Origin of the sequence: Streptomyces sp. NPDC059080 (genome assembly GCF_042739975.1) — a bacterium.
GTDB lineage: Bacteria > Actinomycetota > Actinomycetes > Streptomycetales > Streptomycetaceae > Streptomyces > Streptomyces benahoarensis.
Genome location: NZ_JBHYGX010000006.1, coordinates 84921 through 89479, shown reverse-complemented (window position 1 = coordinate 89479; position 4559 = coordinate 84921). Strand labels below are relative to the sequence as shown.

Annotated in this window: 4 protein-coding genes; 3 read left to right on the top strand and 1 reads right to left on the bottom strand. The window is 73.9% G+C overall.

The genetic code is table 11. The features are described 5' to 3' along the window. Window positions 1-145: 145 nt before the first annotated feature. Complete coding sequence (locus ACFWWQ_RS06725; RefSeq protein ID WP_384591216.1) at window positions 146-646, bottom strand: MarR family winged helix-turn-helix transcriptional regulator; 501 nt, start codon at window positions 644-646, stop codon at window positions 146-148. A 356-nt stretch (window positions 647-1002) separates the two neighbouring features. Between ACFWWQ_RS06725 and ilvA the strand changes: the two genes are divergently transcribed. The 3 genes from ilvA (at window position 1003) to ACFWWQ_RS06710 (ending at window position 4482) form a co-directional block, all read left to right on the top strand. Then, complete coding sequence (gene ilvA, locus ACFWWQ_RS06720) at window positions 1003-2262, top strand: threonine ammonia-lyase (protein WP_384591213.1); 1260 nt, start codon at window positions 1003-1005, stop codon at window positions 2260-2262. Window positions 2263-2485: 223 nt separating this feature from the next. Next, complete coding sequence (locus tag ACFWWQ_RS06715) at window positions 2486-3616, top strand: ATP-binding cassette domain-containing protein (RefSeq protein ID WP_384591210.1); 1131 nt, start codon at window positions 2486-2488, stop codon at window positions 3614-3616. Beyond that, window positions 3613-4482, top strand: a complete 870-nt coding sequence (locus ACFWWQ_RS06710; protein WP_384591207.1) for an ABC transporter permease — start codon at window positions 3613-3615, stop codon at window positions 4480-4482. Before ACFWWQ_RS06715 ends, ACFWWQ_RS06710 begins: the two co-directional genes overlap by 4 nt. Window positions 4483-4559: the final 77 nt, after the last annotated feature.

Genomic DNA, 4559 nt, shown 5'->3' with positions numbered 1-4559 from the left:
CGGGGCGGGGGGGGCCCCCCGGGGGGGGGGGGGGCCCCCCCCCCCCCCCCCCCGGGGGGGGGGGGTCCCCCGTTGGGGGTGGCCGTCGGGGCTCCGCCCGCGGGGCGCGCCGGTTTCCGGCGCGCCCCGGGCATGCCCGGCGGGCTCAGGAGGCCGCGCCCGCCGGGGGCATCGTCGCGGTGATGGCGGTGAGGGAGATGTTGAAACGGGTCAACAGCGTGCAGAAGACGGCGCATTCCTCCTCCGTCCACTCATCGGTGACCATCTCCATCAGCGCGCGGCGCGAGGCCCGTACCTCGTCGAGGCGGGTGCGGCCCCGTTCGGAGAGCTGAAGGACGACCGCCCGGCCGTCCTCGGGGTGCGTGGCGCGGTTGACCAGCCCGGACTCGACCAGCGGCGCGACCTGCCGGGTGACGGTCGAGGAGTCGATCCCCATCCCGGCGGCGAGCGCCTTGACGCCCATCGGGCCTTCCTGGTCCAGGCGGTTGAGCAGCAGATACGCGGCGCGGTCCATGGAGTTGCGCGCCTGGCCGACCCCGCCGAGGCGGCTCTGTTCGGCGCGGCGGGCGAACACGGCCACTTGGTGCTGCAGCGCGTCCAGAACGGCGGGATCGGTGGGGGTCGTCATGTCCGAAGAGGTGGGCATGGCCGGGTGCTCGCTTCATGGGGGGCTTAGGGACCGAGGGACAAGGTTACGCGGAAGTGGCCGGAGCCCGTCCGCCGAAGGCCGCGACGGCCCGGGCCCGGCCCGACCCGTAAGGGCGTGCGGCCACACACCGGGCGCCCCTGACGTACGCCCCGATGCCTGCCCTGACGTACGCCCCGACGCGGGCCCGGCAGCCCTGACGTACGCCTTCGCGCGAGGCCCGGCGGCCCGCTGCACCCGAAGGTGAGGCTGTTCCCCCCAGGGGCAAGCCCGCTCCCTCCCGGCCCCGTTCCCCCGCCCTGTCCGCACCTTGGCCGGAAAAGGCCCGATGGCCGCCGGACTGCCAGACTGGCGTCATGCCCGACCACACGCCCCCTCCACACCCCGCGCGCCCCGTAGGGGCCGCGGCCGCGCTCACCGTCGAGGACATCCGCGAGGCCCACAAGCTGCTCTCCGGCGTCGCCCGGGCCACCGCCCTGGAGAGCAGCCGGTACCTCTCCGGGCTGGTCGGGGCGCCGGTCCACCTCAAGTGCGAGAACCTCCAGCGCACCGGCTCCTTCAAGATCCGCGGCGCGTACGTCCGGATCGCCGGGCTGACGGCGGCGGAGCGGGCGGCCGGGGTGGTGGCGGCGAGCGCCGGGAACCACGCGCAGGGCGTGGCGCTGGCGGCCTCGCTGCTCGGGGTGCGGTCGACGGTGTTCATGCCTGTCGGCGCCCCGCTGCCGAAGGTCGCCGCGACCCGTGACTACGGCGCCGAGGTGCGGCTGCACGGCCAGGTGGTCGACGAGACGCTGGCCGCCGCCCAGGAGTACGCGCACCGCACCGGCGCGGTCTTCCTCCACCCCTTCGACCACCGGGACATCATCGCCGGTCAGGGCACCGTCGGGCTGGAGATCCTGGAGCAGTGCCCCGAGGTGCGCACCATCGTGGTCGGCGTCGGCGGCGGCGGGCTGGCCGCCGGGGTGGCCGTCGCGGTCAAGGCGCTGCGGCCGGACGTCAAGGTCATCGGCGTCCAGGCGGCGGGCGCGGCCTGCTACCCGCCGTCGCTCGCGGCCGGGCACCCGGTGGCGGTCGAGGGGCTGTCCACCATGGCCGACGGCATCAAGGTCGGGCGGCCCGGCGACGTCCCGTTCCGGATCGTCGAGGAGCTGGTGGACGAGGTCCGTACGGTCTCCGAGGACGCGCTGGCCGGGGCACTGCTGATCTGCCTGGAGCGGGCGAAGCTGGTGGTGGAGCCCGCCGGGGCGAGCCCGGTGGCCGCGCTGCTGGCGGAGCCGGGGGCGTTCGAGGGGCCGGTCGTCGCGGTGCTGTCGGGCGGCAACGTCGACCCGCTGCTGATGCAGCGGATCCTGCGCCACGGCATGGCCGCCTCCGGCCGCTACCTCTCGCTGCGACTGCGGCTGACCGACCGCCCCGGGGCGCTCGCCACGCTGCTCGGCGTCCTCACGGAGGTGGACGCCAACGTCCTCGACGTCGGCCACGTCCGCACCGGCCCGCGCCTCGGCCTCACCGAGGTCGAGGTGGAACTGCACCTGGAGACCTCCGGCCCCGAACACTGCACCGAGGTGACGGCGGCGCTGCGCGGCGCGGGGTACAGGGTGGCGGAGTCCGAGTGAGGCGGGCCGGGCCTTGGGGAGTGTCTGCAGAGAGTCCCGCCCGGCCTGCAACCTCCGGTACGCACCCTCCGGCACGCACCCCAGGGGGAAGCCCCCACCCGCCGGAGGCCGGTCCCTAGGGGAAGCCCCCACCCGCCCCTGCCCTTCCCTATTTCGCAGCGCGCCCGCGCCCCGCCGACCGTAGGATTCGACCTGGAACTCGCCCAAACAACGGGGGTATCCCATGCCAGGTGCGATCCACGCCGAAGGGCTGGTGAAGTCGTTCGGAGACGTACGGGCACTGGACGGCGTCGATATCGACGTGCCCGAAGGCCGCGTCCTCGGGCTGCTCGGCCCGAACGGCGCAGGCAAGACCACCACCGTCCGCGTCCTGACCACCCTGCTCCGGCCCGACAGCGGCGTCGCCACGGTCGCCGGGATCGATGTGCTCACACACCCCGACCGGGTCCGCCGCTCCATCGGCCTCTCCGGCCAATTCGCCGCCGTCGACGAGTACTTGACCGGCCGCGAGAACCTGATGATGGTCGGCCGGCTCTACCAGATGAGCGCCCGCGCCGCGAAGCGCCGCGCCCTTGAGCTGCTGGAGCGCTTCCACCTCGCGGACGCCGCCGACCGCCCCGCCAAGACGTACTCCGGCGGGATGCGCCGCCGCCTCGACCTCGCCGCCGCACTGGTGGTCAGCCCGCCCGTGATGTTCATGGACGAGCCCACCACCGGCCTCGACCCGCGCAACCGCCAGCAGCTGTGGGACGTCATCCAGGAACTGGTCGCCGGCGGCACCACCCTGCTGCTCACCACCCAGTACCTGGAGGAGGCCGACCGCCTCGCCCACGACATCTGCGTGGTCGACCACGGCCGGGTCATCGCCCGCGGCACGTCCGACCAGCTCAAGGCCCGTACCGGCGGCGAACGCGTCGAGGTCGTCGTCCACACCCCCGAGCAGATCGCCGTCGCCGGCGAGGTGCTGCGCCGCTTCGGCGACGGCGAGGGCACCCTCGACGCCCACACCCGCAAGCTCACCGTCCCGGTGACCGGCGGCGCCAAGCTCCTCGCCGAGGTCATCCGGGAGCTGGACGCCCGCGACATCGAGATCGACGACATCGGTCTGCGCCGCCCCACCCTCGACGACGTCTTCATCTCACTCACCGGCCACGCCGCCGAGGCGGGCGACGACGGTACCGGTGACGACGGCACGGACGGTGCCGAGGGCGGCCCGGGCGGCGCCGGACGCGGCCGCCGCAAGGCCGGAAAGCGACGCTCCGCGGCCCGCGCTCCCGGAACAACCGGCGACACCCCCGACAAGCCCGTGAGGCCCGACAAGCCCGTGAGGCCCGAGACGGAGGCCGTCGGATGACCGCCGCAACCGAAACCGCCCCGCTCGGTGCCGCCCCCGCCCGCAACGCCGTCGGCCGCTCCGTCCGTGACTCCCTCGTCGTCGCCCAGCGGAACCTGATCCGCATGATGCGCATCCCCGAGGTGGTCATCTTCGGGCTGGTCCAGCCGATCATGTTCGTGGTGCTCTTCACCTACGTCTTCGGCGGCTCGATCAACGTCCCGGGCGCCCCCGCGGGCAGCGCCCAGGCGTACCGCGAATTCCTGATGGCGGGCGTCTTCGCGCAAACCGTCACCTTCGCCACCGCCGGAGCGGGCGCAGGCATCGCCGACGACATGCACAAGGGTCTGATCGACCGCTTCCGCTCGCTGCCGATGTCCCGCGGCGCGGTGCTCACCGGCCGCACCCTCGCCGACCTGGTGCAGACCGCCCTCACCCTGGTCGTCCTCGCCGCCGTGGCGCTCCTCATAGGCTGGCGCAGCCACGAGAACGTCCTCAAGGTCCTCGGCGGCTTCGCGCTCCTGCTGCTGCTCGGCTACGCCTTCTCCTGGATCGGCGCGCTGATCGGCCTGTCGGTACGCACTCCGGAGGCAGCCACCTCGGGCGGCCTGATCTGGCTCTTCCCGCTGACCTTCATCTCCAACGCGTTCGTGCCGGTCAACGGCATGCCCGCGTTCCTCCAGCACATCGCGGAGTGGAACCCGTTCAGCACCACCGTCCAGGCGGCCCGCCAGCTGTTCGGCAACACCATCGAGGGCATCCCGTCCTCGGCGACCGGCGCCTGGCCGATGGAACACCCGGTCATCGCCTCGGCGCTCTGGTCCGTGCTGATCATCGCGGTGTTCCGCACGCTCGCGGTGCGGAAGTACCGGTCGGCCACGGCCTGACGGGGCCGGCGCGGCGTACGGGGCCGGCGTACGGGCCCCGGGTACGGGGAAGCGGCCCGGAGCGGAATGCTCCGGGC

Excerpts from the sequence above, each read along its gene's own strand:
- ilvA (WP_384591213.1), top strand. The coding sequence starts at position 1,003 with ATGCCCGACCACACGCCCCCTCCACACCCCGCGCGCCCCGTAGGGGCC.
- ACFWWQ_RS06715 (WP_384591210.1), top strand. The coding sequence starts at position 2,486 with ATGCCAGGTGCGATCCACGCCGAAGGGCTGGTGAAGTCGTTCGGAGAC.
- ACFWWQ_RS06710 (WP_384591207.1), top strand. The coding sequence starts at position 3,613 with ATGACCGCCGCAACCGAAACCGCCCCGCTCGGTGCCGCCCCCGCCCGC.
- ACFWWQ_RS06725 (WP_384591216.1), bottom strand. The coding sequence starts at position 646 with ATGCCCACCTCTTCGGACATGACGACCCCCACCGATCCCGCCGTTCTG.